We start from the raw sequence: 25,082 nt of genomic DNA on the forward strand, positions 1-25,082 counted from the left end.
TTTTTTTGTACCCAGACGCCAAGAATTCAAACGTTTTCCGGTGTGGGGGATTACGAATGTTCCAACTTCTTCAGAAGGTGGCAGTGCGGCTTTGCCTTGCCGTGGCACCTTTTATCAGTGCGGGTTTTGCTGCCGCTGAGACGACTACCAACCCTTTTGGTGCGTTATTGTTGCATGATCGTGCGGCCGTCGAAGCCATGGCCGAAGACCGCATTGCTGCGCTAAGCACTCTACCCTCCTCACGCAAGAACGATGCGCCAAATGAAGTGCTGGCAACCAAATATTCGACCAAATGGCTGGCGACGCTTCCCAAACCCCAACAGGACGCAGAATGGCGCTGCCTGACCGAAGCTCTGTATTTCGAAGCGCGTGGGGAAACGATCAAGGGTCAGTTCGCGGTTGCAGAGGTCATCATGAACAGGGTGGATCACCCGCGCTATCCCAACTCGGTTTGTGGTGTGATCAATCAGGGCACGGGACGAAAATATGCCTGTCAGTTCACGTTCACATGTGATGGCCATCCTGAAGTGATCCGCGAACAAGCCATGTTCGCACGTTTGGGCAAGGTCGCGCGCGTTATGATTGACGGGATTGATCGGCCTTTAACCCATGGGGCCACGCATTACCACACGACTGCTGTCGCACCGGTTTGGGCCAGCCGGTTAACGCGCACGGCGAAAATTGGTGTGCACCGGTTCTATCGCTAATGTGCCATCTCTGTTCCGCGCGCTGGGATGCGGGTGTCGTTTTGCGCTGGCAATCAGACCTGTAAAAAGGGCAATGTGACCGCATCTTTGAAGAGGGTCACAATGACAGACGAAACCGCCGACGCCTTTGGGTCATTGGATCACCGCGCTGCGTCGCAGCCGAAACAATCCCCTATGCCTGACCGTATTTCCGTGCGTGATCATGTGGTCGAGGTTGAGATTGGGGCGTTTCAATCCGAACGACACATGACGCAACGGCTTTGCTTCAGCGTCGTTGTCGAGGTCGCCGCAAGCGCCGGCGCACAGACCGATGATGTGGATGACATCCTGTCCTATGACACCATCACCGAAGCAATTACGGTCGAGCTTGCAGCGGAACGTCTGAACCTGCTCGAAACTCTGGCGGAACGAATTGCGAAACGGATTTTGGCGGAACCACAACCGCTTCGTGTTTTCGTGCGGATCGAGAAGCTGGATCGTGGCCCAGGCAATCTTGGGGTCGAGATTGTTCGCTCGCGCGAAGCCAAGGCGTCTAAGCGCGATACGAGTTCTGTGCCAGATTTGAACGTGATCTTTCTTGAGAATGACGCTTTCACTGACCCAAATTTCCCCCAGTTTCTGAATCGGCTCGGCTCAGACCCTCGCGCTTTCGTTCTTTGTGTTGGCCCTGCCGGCACCCATGTGCCGCGGGTAAATGACAAGACCGCCCAACATCATATCAACCTTCTGGAAATCGAACAAAACGCTTGGCGTTTGTCCGCCAAAGACCCGCGCTGCGTCGTGGTTGGCACACGGACTGAGCTGGATTGGGGGATGAAAAACAACCAGATCAGCGTTTGGGCACCTTCGAAGCTGGTTCTGGATGCCGTGGATGGTCCGCGAGATGATGCACCACAACAATTGGCCCAATGGTTGGCCGATGTGATGGGGGCAAAGACGGTCGTCAGGGTTGGTCGGGGCCAAAGCACATTGGCGGATTTACCATGATCGCGCGTTTGCAACCTATTCCGCGATCTGGTGCGCCCTTTGAAGGGCGATCTTTGGCCGGGTCCACCGATCTGTGGTTCGACGAAGTGTTTGTGCGCTGCGGCAAAGCTTTGGTCACTCGGAAACCGTTAGCGGAATGCTCGTCGGAGGAGCAATCCCGGCTGTCTCTGCCTCGAGCGCCAATATGCGATCTGGTGATGGATCGCCCGCGGATCATGGGCGTTTTGAATGTGACACCGGACAGTTTTTCCGATGGTGGAGATCACTCCACTCTGGCCGCCGCCGTGACCCGCGCCCGCCAGATGGCACAGGATGTCGACCTTCTGGACATCGGCGGGGAAAGCACCCGACCGGGTGCAGACGAGGTGCCAGAGGATGACGAAATCCGCCGCACGTCAAACGCCATCGCAGCGATACGCGACGCCGGGATCAGCACGCCAATTTCTATCGACACCCGCAAAGCCCGCGTGGCCGAGGCCGCACTGGATGCTGGCGCCAATATGGTCAATGACGTGGCCGCGTTTACTTTCGATCCCGAGCTTGCCGATCTGGTTGCCGAACGCGATGTGCCGGTGTGTCTGATGCATGCGCAGGGACGGCCAGACACCATGCAGACCGACCCGCGCTATAACGACGTATTGTTCGACGTGATGGATTTTCTCGAAGAACGGATCACCTATGCCACCAACTGTGGTATTGCGCGTGAGCGGATAGTGACCGACCCCGGAATCGGGTTTGGTAAAACTTTGGAACACAATGTGACTTTGCTCAGAAACCTGTCGCTGTTACACGATCTGGGTCTGCCGATCCTTTTGGGTGTGTCCCGCAAGAGGTTCATCGGAACCATCGGTCAGGCAGCCGAGGCAAAAGACCGCGTGGCAGGGTCGCTTGCGATTGCTTTGCACGGCGTGCAAAACGGAGCGCAGATTCTAAGGGTCCACGACACTTATGAGACCCGGCAGGCCATACGCTTGCAACAGGCGATGACAAAAAGAGAGAATTGAGCAGTGGTTGACAAACTATTCGGGACCGATGGCGTGCGCGGGCTGGCGAACAGTTGGCCGATGACCGCTGAGATGGCGTTGAGACTGGGCGCGGCCGCTGGCCGCCACTTTCGCCGAGATGGGTTGAACGGTCACCGGGTCGTCATCGGCAAGGACACGCGATTGTCGGGCTATATGCTGGAAAATGCGCTGACCGCGGGTTTGACCTCGACCGGGATGAACGTGTTGTTGCTTGGTCCAGTGCCCACCCCTGCCGTGGGGCGATTGACCCATTCGATGCGTGCGGATCTGGGGATCATGATTTCTGCGTCGCACAACCCCTATCATGACAATGGCATTAAATTCTTCGGCCCCGACGGGTTTAAGTTGTCGGACGAAGATGAGGCGGACATCGAAAGCCTTGTGCATCATGGTGTCGAACCTGTGCAAAACCAGAATATTGGACGCGCCAAGCGGATCGATGAAGGTCGGATGCGCTATACCGAATACCTCAAAACCACCTTCCCGGAAAACAAGCGTCTGACCGGAATCAAGGTCGTGATCGACTGCGCAAATGGCGCCGCTTATCGAACTGCGCCGGAAACTCTTTGGGAACTGGGGGCCGAGATCGTTCCGGTGGGCGTGGCACCCGATGGCACCAATATCAACAAAGGGTGCGGATCGACCGATACAGCTTTGGCCGCGCGGACTGTTGTCGAAACCGGGGCCGATCTGGGCATCTGTCTGGATGGTGACGCCGACCGCATCATGATCATTGATGAAAAAGGACAGGTTGCAGACGGCGACCAGATCATGGGCTTGTTCGCAAGCCATTGGGCGCGCGAGGGGCGATTGAAGGGCGGCACACTGGTCGCGACCGTGATGTCGAACCTTGGGCTAGAACGGTTCATGACAGCGCAAGGACTAGACCTATTGCGCACCAAAGTTGGTGACCGGCATGTCGTGGAAGCAATGCGTGCGGGGGGTTACAATCTGGGTGGCGAGCAGTCCGGCCATATCGTGATGACCGATTTCGCGACGACCGGCGATGGTCTGTTGGCAGGCATTCAGTTTCTTGCCTGTATGATTGAAACCGGCAAACCTGCATCCGAGCTGTGCAAGGTGTTCGACACTGTGCCGCAGCTTCTAAAAAATGTCCGCTATTCCGCGGGGCAAACGCCACTTGAGGCAGACAGTGTGAAAGCCGTTATTTCGGACGCCGAGACGAAACTGAACGGTCAAGGGCGTTTATTGATCCGCAAGTCGGGCACGGAACCCCTGATCCGTGTCATGGCAGAATGCGAAGATGACGTATTGCTGACCGAAGTTGTCGACGGCATCGTGGCCGAGGTCGAGGCGGCGGGTTAAGCCGCGTCGCCCATCAGTTGGCCGGTTGCGTCAATAGCGTCGGTGTTAGAAACACAACCAATTCGTCGCGAGTAGCAAAAGATCGACCTACCCTTGTTCTGAACAAGCGCCCGACTCCGGGAAGATTGCGCAATCGTAACGGTTTGGGGCGCTTCTTGATCTGCCACTCGGTGTCATTGTGGGTGACGCTGCAAAGGTTGGGCAAAGGGCTTGGCGCAATCGAGTCGATTGCCAGAACGCTACCGTATAAGTAAACATCACCTGCTGGCTTTGCGGTTTTGATCCGGGTTTCCAGCGGTTGACGCAAAACACCCTTTCCCAGTGAATTCAACAGCGATCCCCGAACCGGATAGTGATGCATCTCGCGGTTCAACTGCCAACCAATTGGCCGGCCCTCGATCAGCGACAAAAGAACCGTAGGCCGCACTGTGCGGCCAGAAAATCTGAATTCAATGTGACTGGTTAAAGCACGCCGGTCGCGATCTTTGATCGTGGCATTCCCGATTGCCGGTGAAAAAAGTGTGCTCGCAACTGCGCCGGATATAAGTTGACGACGATCCATGTGATTTCCTCCCCTCATACATTCTAGCACAAATTGTGCGAATACTGGGGCTTCAGGTGGAGAATAACATTCTACGCAGGCTAAACCATTGACTGACGGCCAGTCCTGTCAGGATCATTGCCAGGGCAACAAAGAAGCGCAGGGGCAACGCCTCGGCCAAGACCCAAGCTCCGAACACCATTGACCAAACGGGCACCTGATAGTTCACCAACGTCATGAAAACGGATCCCGCGCTGCGGATGATCGAAACTCTTAGCAACGTTGCAAGTGCTGTCGGAACCAGCCCCAATGCGATGATCGCAAACCCGGATCGTGAACCTGACCACCCAGGCACACCTTCCGTTGCAAGCATTATTGGCAACAGGACGACAGACCCCACGACCAGTGTCAGTGCGGCCAGAGTGACCGGGTCGACCGGTGGGCAGCGCCGTGTGAAAATGGAGGCAATAGAATAACACAGCGCGGCGCCGATACAGGCCAGTTGGGCCAGCGGTTCGGCGCCTTGGCCAAGCTGTGCCAAACCCGGCCCAATCAGCACCAAAGCCCCGCAAAACCCCAATGAGACGCCGATGAATTTTCGTGAATTCAACGGCTCGTCCGAGAAGAAATGTGCAAGCGGCAACACCATCAATGGGATGGCGGCCATGGACAATCCGGCAAAAGCAGACGGCACGAATTGTTGCCCCCAACTCAGTAGAACGAAAGGCAGGGCCGTCGACAGCAGACCAATCCAGAAGATGTAGCTCCACAATGTGCGGTTCCAACGCGGAAAGCTGCGCCCAGTGGCGATCATCGCAGCCAACAGCGCGACCGCGCCCAGCGTCGTGCGGGCGGTTGCGACGGTCACGGGGCCATAGCCTTCCAGAGCGATGGACACGACCATGAAGGTTGCGCCCCAGATCAGGCCAAGAACGATAACGCCGCCCCAATCAAGACGGGAGGGATTGTCTGTCATGTATTCCAAATATCCTGTGAAGTTTACGATGTCATCCGATGAAATTGAATATTCGTAAGTTTTAGCTTACGGTAAGTAATGACTTACCAAGAATCACTTGCCGCACTCGCGGACCCCACTCGACGACAGATATTTGAAGCGCTCGCGGACGCACCGCGACCAGTTGGAGAATTGGCGCAAAGTATGCCCGTCAGCCGCCCAGCTGTGTCACAGCACTTAAAGGTGTTGTCGGGTGCGGGTCTGGTTATGTGCCGCGTGGAAGGAGCGCGCCGAATATATGCGGTGCGCCCGGAAGGGATTGCACAACTGCGGATGTGGCTGGACCGGCATTGGGCCAATGTCATGGATCGTTTTGCTGAAGAAATTAACCGAAAGGACGGCTTAGATGACTGATCCAATTGTGAAAACAGTGGACGTAGCCTGTGACCCCGATCAAGCATTTGATGTATTCGTGAACCAGACCTCGTCGTGGTGGCCGCTTGATGGTCACGCAGTATCTGCTGGTCAGGGCGAAGCGGCGCTTGCGGTTACTATTGAGCCGCGCGTAGGTGGCGCAGTCTTTGAAACCATGTTCGATGGTACTCGCACCGATTGGGGTAAGGTGTTGGAGTTTGTCACCGGTCGCAAACTCGCCATGACTTGGCATCCGGGCAATAATGCAGATGCGCCGACTCGTGTCGATGTGGCGTTCGAAAGGCTGGGTAAAGGTGCAACACGCGTGACCCTGACCCATTCCGGTTGGGAGGCTTGGGGAGAAAATGCCGAAGCACGGCGCGGCAGCTATGATGGTGGCTGGGACAATGTTTTTGGAAACTGCTACGTCGGAGCGTTTGCAGATTGAACCACGAAAAAGGGCGGCACAAATGGCCGCCCTTTTGCTGACAATTGCCAGATTTAGTTTTTTTCCTGATCGACCAGTTTGCCTGCCGAAATCCAGGGCATCATGTCGCGCAGCTTCTTGCCGACGACTTCAATCTGGTGTTCGTCATTGGCACGGCGCGAGGCTTTGATGGTCGGTTGACCGACAGCGTTTTCCAGCATGAAGTCACGCACAAACTTGCCAGACTGGATGTCTTGCAGGCTTTCTTTCATCGCCTTCTTGGTTGCTTCATAGGGCAGAATGCGCGGGCCGGTGACATACTGACCGTATTCGGCAGTGTTCGAGATCGAGTAATCCATGTTCGCGATGCCGCCTTCATAGATCAGGTCAACGATCAGTTTGGTTTCGTGCAGACACTCGAAATATGCCATTTCCGGTGCGTAGCCGGCTTCGACGAGAGTCTCAAAGCCACAACGGATGAGTTCAACGATACCACCACACAGGACAGCTTGTTCGCCGAACAGGTCGGTTTCACATTCTTCGCGGAAGTTCGTTTCGATGATGCCCGAACGCCCACCACCGATGGCCGAGCAATAGGACAGGCCGATTTCCAGCGCCTTGCCGGTGGCGTCGGTATCCACCGCCACAAGGCAGGGCACACCGCCGCCTTTCTGGTATTCGCCGCGCACGGTGTGGCCGGGACCTTTGGGGGCCATCATGATGACGTCTACGCCCTCTTTCGGCTCGATCAGGCCAAAATGCACGTTCAGGCCGTGGGCGAACGCGATGGCGGCACCCGGCTTGATGTTGTCATGTACGTATTTCTTGTAGGTCTCGGCCTGCAATTCGTCGGGCATGGTGAACATGATCAGGTCACACCAGGCTGCGGCTTCTGCGATGCCCATGACTTCCAGCCCTTCGGACTGCGCCTTCTTGGCGGATTTCGATCCTTCGCGCAGGGCGACGACAACGTTCTTCGCACCCGAATCGCGCAGGTTCAGCGCGTGCGCGTGACCTTGGCTGCCATAGCCCAGAATGGCCACTTTCTTGTCCTTGATCAGGTTGATGTCGCAATCGCGATCATAATAAACGCGCATGTTTGGCGCTCCTTCTATGTATCTTGTTCTGACGGGCAGCATAAGGAAGGCTGATGTGTTAGCGAGATGCAAAGCAGCAGAAATCACAATCAATTTGTTAGTTTTAATTCGCCAAACACAATGATAGTGAAAATATCATGCTAGATGACGCAGATAGACGTATTCTTAGACAAATGCAGGCCGATCCCTCCATGGCCCTGCCAGACCTTGCCGAGCTTACGGGCATGTCCACATCGCGACTGGCGCGCCGGATCGAGCGGTTGCGGGATCAGAATATACTGCGAGGTCCGCGCGCCATCATCAATTGGCGTGCGCTGGGCTACGCGGTCGAAGTCAGCCTGCGCATCACGTTGGACAAGACGCAAACCCGCGCGTTTGACGACTTTATCGCCGCAGCGCGTGACATTCGCGAGGTGATCGAGATTCAAACCTTTCTGGGTCGAGTTGATCTGCGCCTTTCCGTCATCGCCCGCGACATGGCGCATTATCAGGCAATCTATCGCGACCAGCTCCTGTCGCTGCCTCATATCGCGGATATCGAAGCCCTGATGCATGTGGCTCGGATCAAATCAGATGAGGCTTTACCGCTGTGATTGAACTCGACGATATCGACCGCGCCTTGTTGCGGGCATTGTCACAAGATGCGACCCAATCGGCGGGCGCGTTGGGGCGCGATGTCGGGCTGAGCCAACCCGCCACATGGCGGCGGATCAAACGACTGACCGACAATGGCATCATTGCAGGGCGGCGGCTGGATCTGGATCGCGAGGCTCTGGGCTTTGGCGTGGCGGTTTTTCTGGGTATCAAGCTGGCAACCAAGGGACGCGTTGGTCTGGAAGATTTTGAACGTGCAGTGTCGGCCATCCCCGAAGTTCAGACGGTTGAACATGTGTTAGGGATGTATGATTACCGCCTGCGCGTGGTGGCCCGCGACATTGCTGATTTCGAACGGGTATTAAGGCGCCGGATAATGACGCTTCCCGGTGTTGGGGATGTTGAGGCTAATGTGCTTTTGTCTGAAGAACGCCGGATGGGGCCGATTTGATGCCTTCCAAACCGGACCAATTTGGGTCACGGTGAATCCAACCTGGAACCTATGACCGGAGCCTGCCATGAAAGCCCTTTTGCCTGATATCGACCCAGATGGGATGCTTGAATTTTCAGTTGTTTTCACCGACCGGTCGCTGAACCATATGTCCAAAGCCTTTCAGGGCGTGATGAACGATATCTCGGCCACAATGAAAGAGGTCTACAATGCTGATGCCGCCGCGGTCGTGCCCGGTGGCGGCACCTATGCGATGGAAGCCGTCGCACGTCAGTTCGCCACTGGCAAGCGCGTCATGGTCATCCGCAACGGCTTCTTTTCCTTCCGGTGGAGCCAGATTTTCGAGATGGGATCGATCCCGTCAGACGAAACCGTGATGAAGGCCCGCCGCGTCGGCAATGCGCCCGACGCCCCCTTCGCCCCCGCCCCGATTGACGAGGTGGTGGCCCGCATCAAGGATGAACGCCCTGAGGTGGTCTTTGCCCCACATGTGGAAACCGCCAGCGGCATGATCCTGCCGGATGACTATTTGAAAGCCGTTGCGGACGCCGTGCATTCGGTCGGCGGCATCTTCGTGCTGGATTGCATCGCGTCCGGTTGCGCTTGGGTTGATATGAAAGTCACGGGCGTCGATGTGCTGATCTCAGCCCCACAAAAGGGGTGGTCGGCGCAACCCTCGGCCGGGCTTGTGATGATGAATGAAAACGCCCGCGATCTGGCGAAACAGGCGACCTCGACTTCGTTCGCGGTAGACCTGGGCAAATGGCTTTCTATCATGGAGGCGTATGAGAGCGGAGGCCATGCCTACCACGCGACGATGCCCACGGATGCCCTGCGCGCCTTCCGCGACACGATGCTGGAGACCAAGGAATACGGCTTTGACAAACTTCGCGAGGCACAGTGGGAACAGGGTCGTCGGGTGCGAGAGCTGCTGGCGTCTAAGGGGATCAAATCGGTGGCGGCGGATGGGTTCACCGCGCCGGGGGTCGTCGTGGCCTACACGTCCGACCCGGATATCAAGGCGGGCAAGCCCTTTGCGGCCGAAGGGGTGCAAATCGCTGCGGGCGTACCGTTGATGTGCGACGAGGGCGACGACTATTCCAGCTTCCGTCTGGGGCTGTTTGGCCTCGACAAGCTTTATGACGTGGACGCGAGCGTTGCCCGTCTGGATGAGGTTCTTTCGAAAGTTCTGTAGCCGTGAATGCGCGGGCGTCAGCCTTTGCCGCCCGCCATCATGATCAGCAATAGGTAGATCACCGGAACCGTGGCAACTGCAACCAGCCCAACTCCGGTCAGGCCCATTGTCAGAAAACCAAGCACAAGTGCCAACACAATCGCGCCGAAAATACCGAAAGTGATTTTCTCTGCACGCGCTTCGGCGGCTTTTTGTTCGGGGGTTTGCTGGGTCGTCATGTCTGTATCTCCTGTTCGCGAGTTCGTATGGGTATCCTTCGCACGCACAGAAAAAAACATGCGACAATCCGGCTGTGCGTCGGCATGCCGCAGCTTACATTATTTTGGTCCCAACCCGGCACGCATCACACGTTTGCGCATCGGGGCCACATCATGCACCGCTTTCAGCCCGATCAGCCGCACCGCCTGCATGACCCCATCCCCTGACTGGGTAACACGATTGAATAGGTCAATCACGCGTGCCCTCCGTGCGATATCGTTGGTGCGAGCTTTGGTATAGGCCTGCATCATCGCAGCATCACCCAGCGCATCTGGGGCTGTCTCGGCTGCGTCCAGCAATGCGATCACGTCATTCAGTGATGTGTTCAACCCCTGCGCGCCGATGGGAGGTAGAGCATGCGCGGCCTCGGCTACCACAGCAATACGACCAGATGTCAGTTGATCAGCTGTCTGGGTAATGATTGGCCAAGCTGAACGATGACCTTGCAGGTGCATTCGCCCCAGAAGTCCAGTTGAGCGTGTGTGCATCACATCCTCGAACTCAGCGACGGGCATGTTCATCAGCTCGACCGCGCGTGGCCCTTTATTCATCCAAACAATTGCCGATGCATTCTGACCGTCAATGTCAGGCAAAGGCACTATGGTGAACGGGCCGCCCTCGTTATAGATCTCGGTGGAAATGTTGTCGTGCGGCAGATCATGCGTGACCGTGAAGGCTAGAGATTTCTGCCCATACCGTGTGGTCGAGACAGATATCCCCGCCGCCTCGCGCAGGGGCGAGAATTTACCATCCGCCGCTATTCCCACCCGGGCACGGATGACGTCGCCATTGGTCAATGTCACGATAATTTCGCCGGTCCGCTGGACGAGCGACCGAAAGCCGGTGCCATAAAGTGCTTTGATCCGCGGCTCGTCTTGCAAGTAGCCCCAGATTTCGCGTCGCACGACCCAGTTCATCAGGTTCCAGCCAAAGGGTTCACTGCCCACGTCATCGGACTGAAACACCCGGCGATCACGAATTTCTGGTGACCAGCCGACCGTGTCGATCACGGCCAGTTGGTCCAAAGGCTTCGCATGAGCCTCTAATAGGGGCCACAATCCGATCCGGTCAAACAATTGACGTGCAGGCTGCAAGAACGCGGTAGAGCGCAGATCGGACCTGTTGTCGTCAGCGGTGACAACAGGTGTGAACGGGTCGGCCATGATGACTTTAAACCCGGCCTCGGCAAAGGCGGCCGCGGTCACTTGCCCGGCAATGCCGCCACCTGAGATGAAGATATCAGCGCTGTGGTCCGTCATGGCTCATTCCTTTGGGTCGGCTGGGAAGGCGGCATCGACAAGCTGGCGCAGGAATGTGGTCAGGTTGTCGGTGTGGTGGTGAATATGATTGGCATGGATCGCATCTGGCGCGACGTGAACGGTACGCATTCCCAACGCATGTGGAACGGCAAGGTTGCGGGGATCGTCTTCGAACATCGCGGCAATTTCTGGTGCCAGCCCATCGCGGGCGAAGACACGGTCGAATGCCGCACGATCAGGTTTGGGATGAAAATCTGCATGTTCGACACCGTAAACCGCATCAAACAGCTCGACCAATCCGCGCGCGGCAAGCACCCGTTCAGCATAGGGGGCTGAGCCATTGGTATAGACGATCTTGCGACCGGGCAGCGCACGGATATGGTCGGCCAGAGCCGGGTCAACCTCGAGATGGTCCATCGAAATATCGTGGACATCGTGTAGGTAAGGCGTGGGATCCACCCCGTGTTCGCGCATCAGGCCAGCAAGCGTGGTGCCGTATGTCTTCCAATAGTGTTGACGCAGGCGGTTAGCTTCGTGTCGATCCACACGCAGTTCTTGCATCACCCAGTTGGTCATTCGGATCTCGATCTGATCGAACAGTCGCGCGTGGGGAGGGTACAGCGTGTTGTCTAGGTCAAAAACCCAGGCGCTGACGTGAGAAAAATGATCTTTCACCATAGCGAGACGCTACCGTTCTTGACAGGCAGAGGAAAGGGGAAGGCGACAATTTCGGGTAGGCTGCGACAGTGTGTGGCCCGGTTCGTGTTTGCTTTGATCAATAGTGCATGGTTAGGTAACGCAGTGAATTGCCCGAAGGATGGACGAGGACAAGGTGGCAGACGTTAAGCAGGGACAAAAAGACGCCTACGAGCTGATCCTCGAAGCGATTGATACCGGTACGTACAAACCGGGTGACAGACTGGTGGAAAGCGAGTTGGCCGACAGGTTCGGGGTGTCGCGAACACCGATTCGCGAGGCTTTGCAAAGGCTTGAGACCCAGTCGCTTTTAACGCGGGACGGACGCAGCTTAATCGTTGCATCGCTCAGCCATAATCAACTGGCTGAATTGTACGTAGTGCGTTCGGCTCTAGAGGGTCTGGCCGCATCACTGGCCGCTCAACATGCGACGCCGGAAGAAATCAGCGTGCTGCGCGAAATGGTCGACGAAGATCGCAAACGCCTGTCTGATCCCGCCGCCTTGTCGCGATCAAACAGGCGTTTTCACAAGCAGCTGCACCTGGCATCGCACAACCGCTATCTGGTGCAACAGCTAGATCTGGTTCATCGGACGATGGCCCTGCTGGCGACGACGTCACTGGCCGCCGAAGGGCGAAGTGAAAAAGCGATATCCGAACATGACGCGATCGTCACCGCGATTGAAGCGCGGGATCAGGCGGCGGCACATACGGCGCTGAAGACACATATTTCAAAAGCGTTCGAGACGCGGATCAAGCTGGATTCAATGGCGGGGGAATAGCTGCGTTGAGATCGGGTTCGTCGAATTTGCCGTGTTGGGTCTTGTCCCAGTAAAACGGCTTTGTGACGATCTCGGTAAACCCCTTCATCGCGGCAAGGGATGCCAAAGGATAATAGAAGTGCAAGGTCGGCACCCAAAACCGTAGCCAACGCAGCTTGGCGTTGCTGACCGCTTGAATGCCTACAGTGATGGTTAACAACTCGGTCGCCATGAAGACGGTGCCAAGGATGATCAGAAGCTCATTGGGCATCACGCCACGCAACGGGTGGGGAAGTCCCAAGGGAAACGCCCAGAATGTCCACAGAACCGGTGCCAGCAGGAACTGTGACAGGCTACCCAAAAACAGAATCTGAAAGCCCAGGAATTTCCACCAGCCCAGATCACGCAGCAATTTGCGGGGCGCGCGCATGTGAACCCCATAAGTCATGGCATAGCCTTTGATCCAGCGCGAACGCTGCTTGATCCATGGCCACACGCGGCAGTTGGCTTCTTCTTCGGTCACCGTGTCAATCAATTCAGTCCGATAGCCATGCCGTGCCAAACGAATGCCCAGATCAGCGTCCTCTGTGACGTTATGTGCATCCCATCGTCCCAATTCTTCCAGCGCATCACGGCGAAAAAACAAGGTGGTGCCGCCCAACGGTATAGCAAAACCGGCCCGTTCGACACCCGGCAGCACGATGCCCCACCATGTTGCGTATTCAACAGTAAAACAACGGCTTAACCAGTTGGTGCGCGCGTTGTAGAAATCCAGTTTGCCCTGAAGGCAGGCCACGTCAGCGCCGCGTTCGGCAAATCTGCGCACCACCTTGTGGATTTGGTCGGAGTCTGGTGCGTCCTCGGCATCATGGACGCCGATCACCGAACCTCGGCAGAAATCCAGCGCAAAATTCATCGCACGCGGTTTGGTTTTCACGACCCCGCGCGGCACCACGATCTGCCGCATCCAGCGCGGCAGGCCTGCCTGCGCAAGGGTGTCTTGTGTCAGGGTGTCGTCTTCCTCGACTACAAGGCACACGTCCAGCAACTCCTTTGGATAGGACAGTCGCGCCAAGCGTTTCACCAAACGCCCGGCAATCTCACGCTCTTTGTAAAGTGGCACGAGGATGGAAACGGTGGGTAGTTTCAAAAACCCATGCTTGGATGCGGGTTTCAATGGGTTTGGTGGCATTGCCGCGCCGTTGCGCCAGTATTGAATGGCTGCAATTCCTTTGAGAGCCGAGTTCAAAAGCAAAGTTAAAACCGCCCAGATCACCAACGTTAAAAAGCCTGCGAATGTCGAGATAACGAAAACCGCGCATAGTCCGATCACCAGCGCAGCGGCCATTCGCGCGACGGAACCTGCCCGCCATCCGCGACAGCTTTCCGCCTCAGAGACGCGCGTTTCGGCACGGATCGTCAGTGATCGGTGCCGCATTGCCACCAGTGCGGCTTGGATGTCGCCCTCTGGCGCGATCGCCAGAAAGCAGCGCCCCCAATCGGCGGGAAAAGCTAGTGATAATTCTAAGAATTCATCCGGGCGCGAACATATGACGACCGTCGCGCCACCAACCGTTTTCCAAGGTACGATACCTTTCCTGATGCAGAATGCTGCGCCTAATTGGTCAATCAGGCGCACATCTGGCGGCTCATGCTGTAGATCAGCAATCTGACACCCGTATTGCAGCGCCAGCCCTGCATAAAGATCCGCCTCACGCACCCAGCCTTGCGTCAGGAGAATGTCGCCAAACCGCGCATCTTCGCGCGCTTGAAGCGACACCGCCATGGCAAGGTTTTCGGGACTTACCGCACCCATCTCGACAAGTATTTGCCCAAGCGGTTTGCGTGTCTGTTGCCGCGTGTTCGCCGTGGCGACAACCTGCGGTGAGTTCAGGGTGTCAGGTTGGACAAGTCGCAGGTTGGCCGTTTGCATCTGAGTGCTCTTTGGTTTGTTGGACCAAACGACCATGTCGACCCTTTGGTTAATGACGGGTTAACCAAAGGCTGATACTGCAAATTTGTGCGAAACTTGAGGCGATCTAGGCCCGTTCGTCCATGGCTTGGGCAAACCGCTCAAACAAGTAATAGCTATCCATCGGGCCGGGGCTGGCTTCGGGATGGTATTGCACCGAAAAGACGGGGCGATTTTCCATACGCAACCCGCAGTTAGACCCGTCAAACAGCGATACATGGGTTTCAACCACGCCGTCGGGAAGGCTGGCCGTGTCCACGGCGAACCCGTGGTTCATCGACGTGATTTCCACCTTGCCGGTGTCTTTGTCTTTCACCGGGTGGTTTGCGCCGTGGTGGCCGTGATTCATTTTGATCGTCCGCGCGCCTAGTGCCAGTGCCAGCATCTGATGCCCTAAGCAGATACCAAAAACCGGAAGGTCCGTGGTGTCCAGGATGGTTTTGATCATCGGGACAGCATATTGCCCCGTCGCGGCAGGATCGCCTGGCCCATTGGACAGGAATACGCCGTCAGGGTTCAGGGCCAGCACCTCGTCCGCTGTGGCGGTTGCGGGCAGAACCGTAACGTCGCAGCCTGCCGAAGCAAGACAGCGCAGGATGTTGCGTTTTGCACCATAGTCCAGCGCTACGACCTTGTGGCGCGGGTTGTCCTGTTTGGGATAGCCATCGGGCCAGGCCCAACGCATCTCGTCCCATTTGTAGCTTTGTGCACAGGTAACTTCCTTGGCGAGGTCCAGCCCTTCCAGCCCCGAAAATGCGCGGGCTTCAGCGATTAATGCTTCAATGTCGAAATTGCCGTCCGGATCGTGGGCGATTGCAACATGTGGCGCGCCTTGATGACGGATTGCCCGGGTCAGACGCCGGGTGTCCAGACCACCAATGCCGATCCGGCCACGTTTTTCAAGCCAATCAATCAGTCGCTCGGTGGCACGCCAGTTTGACGGCTCGGTTGGATCCCATTTGACGACCATCCCGGCGGCGACAGGTTCGCCTGTTTCGTCATCTTCGGGGTTCACACCGACATTGCCGATATGCGGAAAGGTAAAGGTTACGACCTGACCGGCATAAGACGGGTCGGTCATGATTTCCTGATACCCCGTCATGGCGGTGTTGAAACACAGCTCGGCGGTAGTTGTGCCGGTCGCGCCAAACCCATGGCCATAGAATATGGTCCCATCGGCAAGGGCCAGACAGGCTGTGGGTTTGGCGATAGCTTGGACTTGGGCGGTGGCAGCGGACATGTGGCGACTCCCGATCGACAAATTGGCGCGAAACTAGATGTGCTGGCCCGCCGGGTCAAGGGGCAGCAGGTTGGAAGGTCAATTTTACATATTTATACTTATCAATGGGTTACAAGGTTTCAACCCCGGTTGAATGCCTCTTCGCTTTTCGATAAGTTGCGAGCTTCGTAATGGACACTGTAGATGGATGAACCCATGGACATGCGCAACCGGGTAAATGACGCCCTGAAGACGGCGATGAAAAACAAGGATGCGGCGCGGTTATCGACGCTTCGCTTGATCAGCGCTGCGATCAAGGATCGCGATATTGCCATGCGTGGTACGGGCGAAGAGGTTGAAATCACGGACGCCGACGTTTTGGCCATTCTGGGTAAGATGGTAAAGCAACGGCAGGAAAGCGCGCGAGCCTATGAAGAAGGCGGGCGGCTTGAATTGGCCGAGAAGGAGCGCTCAGAAATCGTCGTGATCGAAGAGTTTTTGCCAAAACAACTGTCCGAAGAAGAAACGGACGCCGCTGTGGCCGAAGCTATTACCGAAGTCGGTGCTGACAGCATTCGGGATATGGGCAAGGTCATGGGCGCGTTGAAAGCGAAATTCACCGGACAGATGGATTTTGGTAAAGTCGGGCCAATGGTGAAAGAAAAGCTGGGGTAAATCAGCCTTTGCCAGCTTTAGAGCAATTTTTCCAGCCACTTGGGTATAATGGTTGTGTCTGATAAACGAGATACCCAAACAATGCTGAAGATCGAACGCGCCAGATTTCCACAAGATACGCAAATCGTTGCGAAACTGTTTCTTGGCTACATCGCTTTTCTGTTCGAAAGATCGCCGGAAGAACGAGAGAACATCCAGAAGAAATACGACCCGAACAAGATTGACGATCTGGTGACGGGGTTTGCACAGATCCATGCCCGTCCACACGGTGATCTGCTTATCGCATATCAGGATGGCAAAGCGGTTGGCTGTGGCATGATGCGCAGGATGGAAGAAAGCGTGGCCGAGATTCAGCGTGTCTTCGTCACACATGAAGCGCGCGGGCTTGGGGCTGGAGAGTTGCTGACTTTGGCGCTGATGGAGCAGGCCCGGAAGGATGGACATAAAATCGTCCGCCTCGACACTGGCCGCGCCTTGGTTGAAGCGTCAGGCCTGTACGAGAAGCTGGGCTTCAAGGAACGCACACCCTATCATCAAGAAACACCTTATCTGGATCATCTGATAAGGTATTACGAGCGACCACTTTAGGTCTGCGTCGCGGTGGTCGTGTCAACCTAGCCATATGATTTGGCACGTAGCAGAGCCTCGCATAGTTCTTCATACAGTTTTGGACGCTCTTTTTCAGAGAGGAACGCACCAATCTCGACCTCACGGTTGTTTCCTTTCAGTGTCACATAGTTTGGGATAGGTCCTCCTTTCTTGTGCATTTCGACTGTGACCCAATATGTGTTCGCTTCCCAATGCTGGACATTTCGCCCCGGGCCGTGCCGGGTCAGGGTAATTCGATCCGACCAGATCAGCAGTTCTTCCAGAATTTCGCCGTCCTTGTAGCTTTTCTCGATGAAGAACCACAGAGCCCCCATGGCTCCCAATGCAAACGGCAGCAGCCACCACAGCGTTGCCGTGCCTAACAGAGCCAGAAGTGGGATCAGCATCAGCGAAAAGCCCAGCCCCATGATCCATACAAATCCGCGACGCGGCAGGGATCGGAACGGCCATATGTGCAGCTCTGCTTTTGGGCCCCCGGGGGCGTCGACTGGCATCCACTCGTATGGCATCGGGGCTGGCTTTCTGCGGTTCAAGAACGCCTATGAAAAACCCGTGCAGGCTGATGACGCAAGAGAAAAAGCTGGAGTTTGGTCTGCGTTTCGCCATGGTGTCCCGTCACACCGCTCGCCCAGACGTGATTGGCACAAGTCGCGTTGGCGGGGCACACTCAACACTATCACATGCAAGGAACGGTATGATGCGACATCTGTGGATTGGCCTGCTTTGCGCAGCCACACCCGCCATTGCCCACGAGGCCGAGATTGTTGATGCGACTGCATCTTCTTCCGGCTCTGGTTGGAATATCTCAGTTACAATCGCCCATGCTGAAACCGGATGGGATGACTATGCCGACGGTTGGCGGGTCGAGAATACAGCTGGCGATACGCAGGGCACTCGTGTGCTGCAGCACCCGCACGCGAATGAGCAGCCGTTCACCCGAAGCCTATCGGGGGTTTCGTTGCCGAAGGGGGCTGAAGTGATCTGGATCCGGGCGCGGACCAGCGTCGACGGGTGGGGGCATAAGCGATTTAAACTGACGCTTCCGGTGGCCGAGTAGTCCAACGTTATGCAAACCTGTGAAAGGAAAAGGCCCGGACAATGTCCGGGCCTTGTTTGGTTTTTCAGGTCCGCTTAGTGCGAATGACCTTTGTCCCATTCTTCCTGCTTGGGCAGGATTTCAAAGGTATGTTCGGGCGGTGGGCTGGGCAGGGTCCATTCCAGCGTGTCCGCATATTCGTTCCAGTAGTTGTTTTCGGTCACGCGTTTGCCCTTGAACAGCGTGTAAAACACGATGCCAATGAAGAACACGAATGACGCGAAAGACAGGAACGCACCGTAAGAGCTGATCTTGTTCCAGTAGGCAAATGCTTCCGGGTAGTCGATGTAACGACGGGGCATGCCTTGGCGGCCTAGGAAGTGTTGCGGGAAGAAGGTCAGGTTCACACCGATGAAGAAGGTCCAGAAGTGGATCTTGCCGGCCCATTCAGGGTACTGGCGACCGGACATTTTTCCGATCCAGTAATAGATGCCTGCAAAGATACACATCACCGCACCAATCGACATCACATAGTGGAAGTGTGCCACAACGTAATAGGTGTCGTGATAGACGCGGTCGACACCTGCTTGCGACAGCACGACGCCCGTCACACCACCCACGGTGAACAGGAACAAGAAGCCCATAGCAAACAGCATCGGTGTCTTGAACTCGATCGAGCCGCCCCAGAGCGTCGCGATCCATGAGAAGATCTTAACGCCTGTCGGCACCGCAATGACCATCGTGGCCAGCATGAAATAGGACTGCTGGGTCAGCGACATGCCAACGGTGTACATGTGGTGCGCCCACACGACGAAGCCGATGAAGCCAATAGCGATCAAGGCCCAGACCATCGGCATGTAGCCGAAGATCGGTTTGCGGGCGAATGTACCGATCACGTGGCTGATCAAACCGAAGCCGGGCAGGATCACGATATACACTTCCGGGTGTCCAAAGAACCACAGGATGTGCTGATACAGGATCGGGTCGCCGCCACCTGACGGGTCAAAGAACGTCCCGCCGAAGTTACGGTCGATCAACAGCATGGTGATTGCGCCTGCCAGAACCGGCAGCGAAAGAAGGATCAGCCATGCCGTTACAAAGATCGACCACGCGAACAGAGGCACTTTGAACAGCGTCATGCCAGGGGCACGCATGTTCAGGAATGTTGTGATGATGTTGATCGCACCCAGGATCGACGAGGCACCCGACACGTGAACCGCGAAGATCGCAAGGTCCATCGAATACCCACCTTCTGTCGTGGACAGCGGCGGATACAGAACCCAACCGACACCAGACCCAAGTTGGTCATTTCCACCCGGCGCCAGCAGCGAAGCCACGCCAAGAGCCACACCCGTGGCGTAAAGCCAGAACGATAGGTTGTTCATCCGCGGGAAGGACATATCCGGTGCACCAATTTGCAGCGGCATGAAATAGTTACCGAACCCGCCGAACAGGGCAGGGATGACCACGAAGAACATCATCAGAACGCCGTGATAGGTGATCATCACGTTCCAGAGGTGGCCGTTGGGCGTGCACTCTGCGGCGGCGTCTGCAATGAAACGCGCACCTTCAAGACACATGTATTGAACACCGGGTTCCATCAACTCAAGCCGCATGTAAACGGTGAAGCTGACCGAAATGAAACCCGTCAGTCCGGCCAGAAACAGATACAGGATCCCGATATCTTTGTGGTTGGTCGACATGAACCACCGGGTAAAGAACCCGCGATCATCGTGGTGGTCATGGTCGTGAATGGCTGCGTCCGCCATGTATCCCTCCCTTTAGGGTTAACGTGACCAAAGCGAGGCAAAACCTCACCCGGCTTTTTAACGTGTGTAATATGAGGCGGGGGGACGGGCAATGTCGCAATGGTCGCATTGCTTAAAAAAAATACGCCCCGCACCGATAATTACCGGGCAGGGCGTGACGTTTCAGCGAAAAATCAGCCTTGTCGCTGATAAGCCTTAGTTGGTGGTGGTCGAATCGCTTTCAGTCGCTTCACTTTCAGTGGCCTCACCTTCGCCCGACATTTCAGGCGAGAAGGTGGCGAGGAAGGCAACGATGTCTTCGGGCTTGCCCCATTTGAAGGTCATCTTCGACTTGGCTGCGGAATCACCGGTGTGTTCTTTCAAGAAACCTTTGGGATCCTTGATGTACTCCATCAGCAGTTCTTCGGTCCAAACCAAACCGGCTTCGCCTGCAGCAACAATGGAATCGCCGTATTTGAAATCTTCAACGGTGCCAGCCTGGCGGCCAACTACACCGTAAAGGTTCGGGCCGGTCTTACCGCCTTTGAACAGTGCTTCGCCGCTGTCATCGACAATGCCGTGGCACGATTTGCATTTTTTGAAATCTTTTTCGCCTTTGGCGACGTCGCCTTCTGCGAAGGCTGTGCCCGAAAGAGCAAGAATCATAGCTGCGGAAGAGAGAATCGTCTTCATGTTGGTCCTCTTGATATGTCTATTTCACGCGTTATGCGCTTTGTTGTGCGGACCCTGCAGTGATTGCAACCCGATTGAAAGATGGCGAGCTGTCGCAGGGTATATAGGAGGCCATTCAGGCTAGTTTTTGCCGGCAGGGCCGAAGACCTTATCAAAACATCGACGCAAGGCATTGTCCACATCATCCATGGTGACAGGCAAACTCAGATCTACAAGGCTGGTCACGCCGTGTTCAGAGATGCCGCACGGCACAATGCCCGAAAAATGTTCCAGGTCCGGTTCAACATTGATCGAGATCCCGTGGAAGCTTACCCATTTGCGCAGGCGCACTCCGATGGCAGCGATCTTGTCCTCGGGCGATTGGCCCAAAGCGGTTTTGGGCTTGTCATCACGCACGACCCAGACGCCGACACGGCCTTCGCGCCGCTCACCGGTGACGTTGAATTCGGCAAGCGTGTCGATGACCCATTCTTCAAGCGCACCAACGAATGCGCGCACATCGCGTCCGCGCTTGCCCACATCCAGCATCACATAAGCAACGCGTTGGCCCGGTCCATGATATGTGTATTGTCCGCCCCGCTTTGACGAGTGGACTGGAAACCGGTCAGGTGTCACAAGGTCTTTCGGGTCGGCAGATGTGCCTGCTGTGTAAAGTGGCGGATGTTCCAGAAGCCAGATCATCTCGCCCGCCTCACCACGCGCCATGGCATCGACATGTGCTTCCATACGCGCAACGGCGGCTGTGTAGTCGACCAATGTTTCGGCTGTTTCCCATCTGACAGGGGGCATATCTGGTAAGGCTTTCATAGGCTTCATTTGGCACCGCTTTGTGGCATTGTCAAAATGCATCCTGAATTATCTTGGGTTCGCATTTTTTGGCTTCACATCCCAAGACCCCTTCGATATGAAGCGCGTCACCTAGCCTGGGCTTGCGGTCGTGGCGGAATTGGTAGACGCGCAGCGTTGAGGTCGCTGTGAGGTAACACTCGTGTGGGTTCGAGTCCCACCGACCGCACCATATCTCACGCACATTTTGCGAACGACTGCTCGTCGCCGGATCGGCTTGCAATCCGCTTGCCTGTCAATCCGACGCAAGGCTATGGTCGCGCCATGCTTGATCCTGATGACAAAGCCTTTCTGACAGATCTGTTCGATGCGGCCATCACCGCTGCAAACGCAGAAACAGTTCTGCGGGGAAATTTGCCGGAGAAACCGAAGGGTAAAACCGTGGTGGTCGGTGCGGGTAAAGGCGTCGCGCAACTGGCAGCAGCATTTGAAGAGCTATGGGGCGAGCCGGTCGAGGGCGTCGTTGTTACGCGTTACGGTTACGCTACGCCATGTCAGAACATACGTGTTTTGGAAGCCGCACACCCCGTGCCCGATGCCGCTGGGCTTGTGGCCGCGGTCGCGTTGTTAGATTCGGTCAGCGGGTTGGGTGCGGACGATCTTGTCGTCGCACTGATCACGGGGGGTGGATCTGCATTACTTCCTGCGCCACCCGACGGGATGACGCTTGAAGATGAGCAGCAACTGAACGATGCGCTGTTGGCGTCTGGGGCACCGATTTCGGTGATGAATGCGATCCGTAAGCATGTGTCACGGATAAAAGGTGGACGATTGGCTATGGCCGCCTTTCCCGCCCAGGTCGTCAGTCTGATCGTATCTGATGTGCCCGGCGATGTCCCGTCGCAGGTCGCATCTGGTCCAACGGTTCCCGACGACGCAGATCAAGCGCAGGCGCTTGCAGCGATTTCGTCGTGGAACATTGATGTGCCCGTTCATATCGTGGAGCATATACGGACCAATCCAGCACCGTCGCCGTCAGACCCCGCCTTTGGTGGCCATCAGGTGGACGTTGTCGCTTCGGCGCGCCTGAGCCTTGAAGCCGCTGCTGCACGGGCGCGGGTGCTGGGCATTCCCGCAGTTCTTCTGTCTGACGCAATAGAAGGAGAGGCGCGTGAGGTGGCGAAGATGCACGGCGCTATGACGCGTGAGGTGTTGATGCGCAATCAACCGTTCAGTGCCCCCTGCGTTTTGCTGTCAGGCGGCGAAACGACTGTAACATTGAAAGGTGCCGGGCGCGGAGGCCGAAATACTGAGTTCCTTCTGTCGCTGGCAATCACATGCGATGGCCTGACTGGGTTCACTGCCCTAGCGGCAGATACCGACGGGATTGACGGATCAGAAGACAACGCTGGGGCGTTTATTGATGGCCAGACTGCCGGACGGCTTCGAACTTTGGGTCACGACCCGTCTGCCCTGTTGGCACAAAATGACGCGTGGGCGGCATTCGATGCGTTGGGTGATCTGTTCTCACCAGGGCCGACAGGCACCAATGTCAATGATTTCCGGGCGATTCTTATCAAATAGAGTAAAAAGGGTGCCCGCATTGGACACCCCATTCTAAGTCATGCTGCCAGTTTTTCGATACTGGCATCCGCTTCAGAAAGACCATCCGGCCCGGTTGCCGAGATGAAATCAACATCTGTCATGCCCAAGAAGCCGAGAATAAATTTCAGATAGGGTGTTGCAAAATCATGTGGCGCGCCAACCGGAGTTCCAGCAGAGGCGGTCACAACAATCACACGCTTTCCGGTCAAAAGACCTTCGGGTGTGCCGTCTTCGCGATAGCGAAATGTGACGCCTGCGCGAGCCAGTTGATCAATCCATGCCTTCAATGTGGACGGGATCGAAAAGTTATAGGTCGCCGCAGATATCACGATCAGCTCGGCTTGCTGAACTTCGGCCACAATCTGATCTGACAGGTCCAGTGCTGCGTTGTCATCTTCCGTCCGCGCTTCGGGTGGGGTGAAGGTGGCGGCGGTCCATGCAGCCGTCAGATGCGGTACGCCCTGCGCCAGATCACGTGTGGTGACGGTGGCGTCGGAGTACTTGGCGATCACTTTATCAGCCAGTGCGCGAGAGATTGAACCGTCCGCCCGGGCGGAACTGTCGATGCGAAGGATATGTGTCATGTAGTGCTCCAGTATTGCTTTGGATAAGATATGTGGACTTGCAAAAAAAAACGCAATCTGCACAAATTAACAGTATCTGTTAGAATTCGCACAGAAAGATTGAAGGACCCGATGAACCACTGGGACGAAATCCGAACAGCTTATCATGTCGCGCGGGCAGGCACGGTCAGTGGAGCAGCAGCAGTGTTGGGCATCCATCATGCAACGGTCATTCGTCATATTGATGCCATTGAAGCCCGGCTTGGCGTCAAACTGTTTCAACGCCACGCACGCGGCTATTCGCCGACCGAGGCGGGATCCGATCTTGCGCGGATTGCACAAGTGACCGAAGACCAGTTCACCCAACTTGAGGGACGATTGAAGGGGCAGGGCGATGACGTCACCGGCGATCTGGTGATCACCGCTCTGCCGGGGTTCTCAGCTCGGCTCGCGCCAGTGTTGACCGAGTTTCAATCCCGCTATCCCGGATTGCGTGTGCGGCTTTTGACCGGCCCAAGGATTTTCAAACTCGAATATGGCGAGGCACATGTCGCGATCCGTGCCGGAACGGCGCCGCAAGAACCTGACAATGTGGTCCAGCCGTTTCTGAATGTGGGCATTGGCCTCTATGCTGCGCAATCCTATATCGACAAGCACGGTTTGCCGACCGAAGAGACATTGGCCGATCATCATTTCATCGGAACGGGTGATCTGAACTCCCGCGCGCCGTTCATGCAATGGCTTGCACAGAACATTCCGGCCGAGAATGTGCGGTTTCAAGTGTCCGACGATTTTGCAATGCACGAGGCATTGATCGCTGGGGCAGGGTTAGGTTTTGCGGTGCGAGGCGCATTGGGCGGACTGGTTGAGGTCGTGCCCCCTAAAGAAGAGTGGATATCGCATCTTTGGCTGGTGACACATGTTGACCTTCATCGGTCGACAAAAGTGCAGGCCATTCTGACGCAGCTTAAAACCGCTGCTCGGCAATGGGCGAAGGAAGACGTGGGCTTGTCCTTGCCTTAACTGGTTTGTTCGTCGCGTAGTTCGGTTTCAAGAAACCGCTCAAACGCGTCAAGGTTCACAGGCTCAAACTGCCCAAACCCCTGCATCCAGATCGATGCTTCGCGCAGGGCATCCGGTTCCAGTTTGCACCACTTCACCCGTCCTCGCTTTTCCTGGCTGATCAACCCGGCGCGGGTCAGGATTGTCAGGTGCTTTGAGATTGCGGCCAGCGACATTTCAAACGGCTCTGCGACATCGGTGACCGCCATGTCATCTTCAAGAAGCATGGTCAGAATGGCGCGTCGGGTCGGGTCGGACAGTGCGGCAAAGGCAAGATCAAGACGAGTGTTCATACCTGTGGGTTACGTCCGGGCGTTTCAATCGTCAACCAGATGGTTGAATAAGCGGTTTTGGTGCCAATCAGCACCCGAAACGGGCAGGCTGCGCTATGGCGAAAGCTGGCGACGACTAAAATTCATAAA

The 25,082-nt window shown here is 56.2% G+C and carries 28 protein-coding genes and 1 tRNA gene; 16 read left to right on the forward strand and 13 right to left on the reverse strand.

Going from position 1 to position 25,082, the window contains the following annotated elements:
- Positions 1 to 56 precede the first annotated feature (56 nt).
- The 4 genes from MWU51_RS01345 to glmM all read left to right on the forward strand — a co-directional run bounded on the left by MWU51_RS01345 (position 57) and on the right by glmM (position 4,045).
- The gene (locus tag MWU51_RS01345; protein WP_247033534.1) at positions 57 to 707 is read left to right on the forward strand and encodes a cell wall hydrolase; all 651 of its coding nucleotides are present in this window, start codon (positions 57 to 59) and stop codon (positions 705 to 707) included.
- Between the two features lie 102 nt (positions 708 to 809).
- Complete coding sequence (locus tag MWU51_RS01350; RefSeq protein ID WP_247033536.1) at positions 810 to 1,694, forward strand: dihydroneopterin aldolase; 885 nt, start codon at positions 810 to 812, stop codon at positions 1,692 to 1,694.
- The gene (gene folP, locus MWU51_RS01355; protein WP_247033538.1) at positions 1,691 to 2,698 is read left to right on the forward strand and encodes a dihydropteroate synthase; all 1,008 of its coding nucleotides are present in this window, start codon (positions 1,691 to 1,693) and stop codon (positions 2,696 to 2,698) included. Before MWU51_RS01350 ends, folP begins: the two co-directional genes overlap by 4 nt.
- A 3-nt stretch (positions 2,699 to 2,701) precedes the next feature.
- Positions 2,702 to 4,045: a phosphoglucosamine mutase gene (glmM, locus tag MWU51_RS01360; protein ID WP_247033540.1), complete on the forward strand. Its 1,344-nt coding sequence runs from the start codon at positions 2,702 to 2,704 to the stop codon at positions 4,043 to 4,045.
- A gap of 614 nt (positions 4,046 to 4,659) precedes the next feature.
- Here glmM and MWU51_RS01365 read toward each other — a convergent pair.
- Positions 4,660 to 5,562: a DMT family transporter gene (locus tag MWU51_RS01365; RefSeq protein ID WP_247033542.1), complete on the reverse strand. Its 903-nt coding sequence runs from the start codon at positions 5,560 to 5,562 to the stop codon at positions 4,660 to 4,662.
- Between the two features lie 78 nt (positions 5,563 to 5,640).
- On the opposite strand from MWU51_RS01365, the gene MWU51_RS01370 reads away from it, so the two are divergent.
- Together MWU51_RS01370 and MWU51_RS01375 are read left to right on the forward strand one after the other, a co-directional pair.
- The gene (locus MWU51_RS01370; RefSeq protein WP_247033544.1) at positions 5,641 to 5,955 is read left to right on the forward strand and encodes a metalloregulator ArsR/SmtB family transcription factor; all 315 of its coding nucleotides are present in this window, start codon (positions 5,641 to 5,643) and stop codon (positions 5,953 to 5,955) included.
- Positions 5,948 to 6,403 carry an SRPBCC domain-containing protein gene (locus tag MWU51_RS01375; RefSeq protein ID WP_247033552.1) on the forward strand — a complete coding sequence of 152 codons (456 nt, stop codon included), beginning with the start codon at positions 5,948 to 5,950 and terminating at the stop codon, positions 6,401 to 6,403. The genes MWU51_RS01370 and MWU51_RS01375 overlap by 8 nt, the downstream gene beginning before the upstream one ends.
- Before the next feature lie 53 nt (positions 6,404 to 6,456).
- On the opposite strand, the gene ilvC is transcribed toward MWU51_RS01375, so the two are convergent.
- A complete protein-coding gene (ilvC, locus tag MWU51_RS01380) occupies positions 6,457 to 7,479 on the reverse strand; it encodes a ketol-acid reductoisomerase (protein ID WP_247033554.1) in 1,023 nt (340 codons plus the stop codon).
- A gap of 137 nt (positions 7,480 to 7,616) precedes the next feature.
- On the opposite strand from ilvC, the gene MWU51_RS01385 reads away from it, so the two are divergent.
- The 3 genes from MWU51_RS01385 to MWU51_RS01395 all read left to right on the forward strand — a co-directional run bounded on the left by MWU51_RS01385 (position 7,617) and on the right by MWU51_RS01395 (position 9,719).
- Positions 7,617 to 8,072 (forward strand): Lrp/AsnC family transcriptional regulator, encoded by a 456-nt coding sequence (locus MWU51_RS01385; RefSeq protein WP_247033556.1) that lies wholly within the window; start codon positions 7,617 to 7,619, stop codon positions 8,070 to 8,072.
- Positions 8,069 to 8,524 carry an Lrp/AsnC family transcriptional regulator gene (locus tag MWU51_RS01390; protein WP_247033561.1) on the forward strand — a complete coding sequence of 152 codons (456 nt, stop codon included), beginning with the start codon at positions 8,069 to 8,071 and terminating at the stop codon, positions 8,522 to 8,524. The genes MWU51_RS01385 and MWU51_RS01390 overlap by 4 nt, the downstream gene beginning before the upstream one ends.
- A gap of 67 nt (positions 8,525 to 8,591) precedes the next feature.
- Positions 8,592 to 9,719 (forward strand): aminotransferase class V-fold PLP-dependent enzyme, encoded by a 1,128-nt coding sequence (locus MWU51_RS01395; RefSeq protein WP_247033563.1) that lies wholly within the window; start codon positions 8,592 to 8,594, stop codon positions 9,717 to 9,719.
- Positions 9,720 to 9,736: 17 nt separating this feature from the next.
- On the opposite strand, the gene MWU51_RS01400 is transcribed toward MWU51_RS01395, so the two are convergent.
- The 3 genes from MWU51_RS01400 to MWU51_RS01410 all read right to left on the reverse strand — a co-directional run bounded on the left by MWU51_RS01400 (position 9,737) and on the right by MWU51_RS01410 (position 11,914).
- On the reverse strand, positions 9,737 to 9,937 hold the full coding sequence (locus tag MWU51_RS01400) for a hypothetical protein (RefSeq protein ID WP_247033565.1): 201 nt from the start codon (positions 9,935 to 9,937) through the stop codon (positions 9,737 to 9,739).
- Between the two features lie 99 nt (positions 9,938 to 10,036).
- Entirely contained in the window at positions 10,037 to 11,236 is a 1,200-nt protein-coding gene (locus MWU51_RS01405; RefSeq protein ID WP_247033567.1) for an FAD-dependent monooxygenase, read from the reverse strand.
- Between the two features lie 3 nt (positions 11,237 to 11,239).
- Entirely contained in the window at positions 11,240 to 11,914 is a 675-nt protein-coding gene (locus MWU51_RS01410; RefSeq protein ID WP_247033569.1) for a pyrimidine 5'-nucleotidase, read from the reverse strand.
- A gap of 154 nt (positions 11,915 to 12,068) precedes the next feature.
- Between MWU51_RS01410 and MWU51_RS01415 the strand changes: the two genes are divergently transcribed.
- Positions 12,069 to 12,713 carry a GntR family transcriptional regulator gene (locus MWU51_RS01415; RefSeq protein ID WP_247033571.1) on the forward strand — a complete coding sequence of 215 codons (645 nt, stop codon included), beginning with the start codon at positions 12,069 to 12,071 and terminating at the stop codon, positions 12,711 to 12,713.
- Here MWU51_RS01415 and MWU51_RS01420 read toward each other — a convergent pair.
- Together MWU51_RS01420 and carA are read right to left on the reverse strand one after the other, a co-directional pair.
- Positions 12,685 to 14,625, reverse strand: coding sequence for a glycosyltransferase family 2 protein (locus tag MWU51_RS01420; RefSeq protein ID WP_247033573.1), 1,941 nt, complete (start codon positions 14,623 to 14,625; stop codon positions 12,685 to 12,687). The genes MWU51_RS01415 and MWU51_RS01420 overlap by 29 nt on opposite strands.
- 106 nt (positions 14,626 to 14,731) lie before the next feature.
- Entirely contained in the window at positions 14,732 to 15,904 is a 1,173-nt protein-coding gene (gene carA, locus MWU51_RS01425) for a glutamine-hydrolyzing carbamoyl-phosphate synthase small subunit (RefSeq protein WP_247033575.1), read from the reverse strand.
- Positions 15,905 to 16,099: 195 nt separating this feature from the next.
- Between carA and MWU51_RS01430 the strand changes: the two genes are divergently transcribed.
- Positions 16,100 to 16,558, forward strand: a complete 459-nt coding sequence (locus MWU51_RS01430) for a GatB/YqeY domain-containing protein (RefSeq protein ID WP_247038639.1) — start codon at positions 16,100 to 16,102, stop codon at positions 16,556 to 16,558.
- A gap of 81 nt (positions 16,559 to 16,639) precedes the next feature.
- Entirely contained in the window at positions 16,640 to 17,146 is a 507-nt protein-coding gene (locus tag MWU51_RS01435) for a GNAT family N-acetyltransferase (RefSeq protein WP_247033577.1), read from the forward strand.
- A 26-nt stretch (positions 17,147 to 17,172) separates the two neighbouring features.
- Here the strand turns inward: MWU51_RS01435 and MWU51_RS01440 are convergent, their stop codons facing one another.
- A complete protein-coding gene (locus MWU51_RS01440; RefSeq protein ID WP_247033580.1) occupies positions 17,173 to 17,676 on the reverse strand; it encodes a DUF2244 domain-containing protein in 504 nt (167 codons plus the stop codon).
- A gap of 188 nt (positions 17,677 to 17,864) precedes the next feature.
- On the opposite strand from MWU51_RS01440, the gene MWU51_RS01445 reads away from it, so the two are divergent.
- Complete coding sequence (locus MWU51_RS01445; protein WP_247033581.1) at positions 17,865 to 18,224, forward strand: hypothetical protein; 360 nt, start codon at positions 17,865 to 17,867, stop codon at positions 18,222 to 18,224.
- A 74-nt stretch (positions 18,225 to 18,298) separates the two neighbouring features.
- On the opposite strand, the gene MWU51_RS01450 is transcribed toward MWU51_RS01445, so the two are convergent.
- From MWU51_RS01450 to lipB, 3 genes are all read right to left on the reverse strand, one after another.
- The gene (locus MWU51_RS01450) at positions 18,299 to 19,972 is read right to left on the reverse strand and encodes a cytochrome c oxidase subunit 1 (protein ID WP_247033583.1); all 1,674 of its coding nucleotides are present in this window, start codon (positions 19,970 to 19,972) and stop codon (positions 18,299 to 18,301) included.
- A gap of 195 nt (positions 19,973 to 20,167) precedes the next feature.
- A complete protein-coding gene (locus MWU51_RS01455) occupies positions 20,168 to 20,644 on the reverse strand; it encodes a cytochrome C (protein WP_247033593.1) in 477 nt (158 codons plus the stop codon).
- Positions 20,645 to 20,764: 120 nt separating this feature from the next.
- Positions 20,765 to 21,460: a lipoyl(octanoyl) transferase LipB gene (lipB, locus tag MWU51_RS01460; protein ID WP_247033600.1), complete on the reverse strand. Its 696-nt coding sequence runs from the start codon at positions 21,458 to 21,460 to the stop codon at positions 20,765 to 20,767.
- A gap of 115 nt (positions 21,461 to 21,575) precedes the next feature.
- Here lipB and MWU51_RS01465 point away from each other — a divergent pair.
- Positions 21,576 to 21,662: transfer RNA gene (locus tag MWU51_RS01465), tRNA-Leu, on the forward strand.
- A gap of 92 nt (positions 21,663 to 21,754) precedes the next feature.
- Positions 21,755 to 23,014, forward strand: coding sequence for a glycerate kinase (locus tag MWU51_RS01470; protein WP_247038641.1), 1,260 nt, complete (start codon positions 21,755 to 21,757; stop codon positions 23,012 to 23,014).
- 38 nt (positions 23,015 to 23,052) lie between these two features.
- On the opposite strand, the gene MWU51_RS01475 is transcribed toward MWU51_RS01470, so the two are convergent.
- On the reverse strand, positions 23,053 to 23,619 hold the full coding sequence (locus tag MWU51_RS01475) for an NAD(P)H-dependent oxidoreductase (RefSeq protein ID WP_247033609.1): 567 nt from the start codon (positions 23,617 to 23,619) through the stop codon (positions 23,053 to 23,055).
- A gap of 111 nt (positions 23,620 to 23,730) precedes the next feature.
- Between MWU51_RS01475 and MWU51_RS01480 the strand changes: the two genes are divergently transcribed.
- On the forward strand, positions 23,731 to 24,621 hold the full coding sequence (locus tag MWU51_RS01480; protein WP_247033613.1) for a LysR family transcriptional regulator: 891 nt from the start codon (positions 23,731 to 23,733) through the stop codon (positions 24,619 to 24,621).
- On the opposite strand, the gene MWU51_RS01485 is transcribed toward MWU51_RS01480, so the two are convergent.
- Entirely contained in the window at positions 24,618 to 24,953 is a 336-nt protein-coding gene (locus MWU51_RS01485; RefSeq protein ID WP_247033641.1) for a metalloregulator ArsR/SmtB family transcription factor, read from the reverse strand. The two genes, MWU51_RS01480 and MWU51_RS01485, sit on opposite strands and share 4 nt — an antisense overlap.
- Positions 24,954 to 25,082: the final 129 nt, after the last annotated feature.

This window comes from Aliiroseovarius sp. F47248L, from assembly GCF_023016085.1.
In the GTDB taxonomy this organism is placed as follows: domain Bacteria; phylum Pseudomonadota; class Alphaproteobacteria; order Rhodobacterales; family Rhodobacteraceae; genus Aliiroseovarius.

Bases quoted from the DNA above. Each gene is read 5' to 3' on its own strand.
- ilvC (WP_247033554.1), bottom strand. From the start codon at position 7,479: ATGCGCGTTTATTATGATCGCGATTGCGACATCAACCTGATCAAGGAC.
- MWU51_RS01395 (WP_247033563.1), top strand. From the start codon at position 8,592: ATGAAAGCCCTTTTGCCTGATATCGACCCAGATGGGATGCTTGAATTT.
- MWU51_RS01440 (WP_247033580.1), bottom strand. From the start codon at position 17,676: ATGCCATACGAGTGGATGCCAGTCGACGCCCCCGGGGGCCCAAAAGCA.
- MWU51_RS01385 (WP_247033556.1), top strand. From the start codon at position 7,617: ATGCTAGATGACGCAGATAGACGTATTCTTAGACAAATGCAGGCCGAT.
- MWU51_RS01485 (WP_247033641.1), bottom strand. From the start codon at position 24,953: ATGAACACTCGTCTTGATCTTGCCTTTGCCGCACTGTCCGACCCGACC.
- MWU51_RS01400 (WP_247033565.1), bottom strand. From the start codon at position 9,937: ATGACGACCCAGCAAACCCCCGAACAAAAAGCCGCCGAAGCGCGTGCA.
- MWU51_RS01455 (WP_247033593.1), bottom strand. From the start codon at position 20,644: ATGAAGACGATTCTCTCTTCCGCAGCTATGATTCTTGCTCTTTCGGGC.
- MWU51_RS01430 (WP_247038639.1), top strand. From the start codon at position 16,100: ATGGACATGCGCAACCGGGTAAATGACGCCCTGAAGACGGCGATGAAA.
- MWU51_RS01350 (WP_247033536.1), top strand. From the start codon at position 810: ATGACAGACGAAACCGCCGACGCCTTTGGGTCATTGGATCACCGCGCT.
- carA (WP_247033575.1), bottom strand. From the start codon at position 15,904: ATGTCCGCTGCCACCGCCCAAGTCCAAGCTATCGCCAAACCCACAGCC.
- MWU51_RS01470 (WP_247038641.1), top strand. From the start codon at position 21,755: ATGCTTGATCCTGATGACAAAGCCTTTCTGACAGATCTGTTCGATGCG.
- lipB (WP_247033600.1), bottom strand. From the start codon at position 21,460: ATGAAGCCTATGAAAGCCTTACCAGATATGCCCCCTGTCAGATGGGAA.
- MWU51_RS01370 (WP_247033544.1), top strand. From the start codon at position 5,641: ATGACTTACCAAGAATCACTTGCCGCACTCGCGGACCCCACTCGACGA.
- MWU51_RS01450 (WP_247033583.1), bottom strand. From the start codon at position 19,972: ATGGCGGACGCAGCCATTCACGACCATGACCACCACGATGATCGCGGG.
- folP (WP_247033538.1), top strand. From the start codon at position 1,691: ATGATCGCGCGTTTGCAACCTATTCCGCGATCTGGTGCGCCCTTTGAA.
- MWU51_RS01405 (WP_247033567.1), bottom strand. From the start codon at position 11,236: ATGACGGACCACAGCGCTGATATCTTCATCTCAGGTGGCGGCATTGCC.
- MWU51_RS01435 (WP_247033577.1), top strand. From the start codon at position 16,640: ATGCTGAAGATCGAACGCGCCAGATTTCCACAAGATACGCAAATCGTT.
- MWU51_RS01375 (WP_247033552.1), top strand. From the start codon at position 5,948: ATGACTGATCCAATTGTGAAAACAGTGGACGTAGCCTGTGACCCCGAT.
- MWU51_RS01475 (WP_247033609.1), bottom strand. From the start codon at position 23,619: ATGACACATATCCTTCGCATCGACAGTTCCGCCCGGGCGGACGGTTCA.
- MWU51_RS01365 (WP_247033542.1), bottom strand. From the start codon at position 5,562: ATGACAGACAATCCCTCCCGTCTTGATTGGGGCGGCGTTATCGTTCTT.
- MWU51_RS01420 (WP_247033573.1), bottom strand. From the start codon at position 14,625: ATGCAAACGGCCAACCTGCGACTTGTCCAACCTGACACCCTGAACTCA.
- MWU51_RS01445 (WP_247033581.1), top strand. From the start codon at position 17,865: ATGCGACATCTGTGGATTGGCCTGCTTTGCGCAGCCACACCCGCCATT.
- MWU51_RS01345 (WP_247033534.1), top strand. From the start codon at position 57: ATGTTCCAACTTCTTCAGAAGGTGGCAGTGCGGCTTTGCCTTGCCGTG.
- MWU51_RS01480 (WP_247033613.1), top strand. From the start codon at position 23,731: ATGAACCACTGGGACGAAATCCGAACAGCTTATCATGTCGCGCGGGCA.
- MWU51_RS01410 (WP_247033569.1), bottom strand. From the start codon at position 11,914: ATGGTGAAAGATCATTTTTCTCACGTCAGCGCCTGGGTTTTTGACCTA.